The 205-nt window shown below is 51.2% G+C and carries 1 tRNA gene and 1 rRNA gene; both read left to right on the top strand.

From position 1 onward, the window contains the following. Positions 1-115 (top strand): 5S ribosomal RNA (gene rrf, locus KI210_RS08770); the annotation flags it as partial. Between the two features lie 12 nt (positions 116-127). Further along, positions 128-200: transfer RNA gene (locus KI210_RS08775), tRNA-Asn, on the top strand. The last annotated feature ends 5 nt before the right edge of the window (positions 201-205 follow it).

Below are 205 nucleotides of genomic sequence, written 5' to 3' on the forward strand. Positions count from 1 at the left end.
CGGTAACGAAAGCAAGAAGGAAACACCTGTACCCATGCCGAACACAGAAGTTAAGCTTCTTAACGCCGAGAGTAGTTGGTGGGCAACTGCCTGCGAGGGTAGGAAGTCGCCGCGCTTTTTTTAATATTCCGGCTTAGCTCAGTTGGTAGAGCGCGTGACTGTTAATCACGATGTCGTCAGTTCGAGTCTGACAGCCGGAGTAAGG

Source organism: Lactobacillus corticis (assembly GCF_018327645.1).
GTDB lineage: Bacteria > Bacillota > Bacilli > Lactobacillales > Lactobacillaceae > Lactobacillus > Lactobacillus corticis.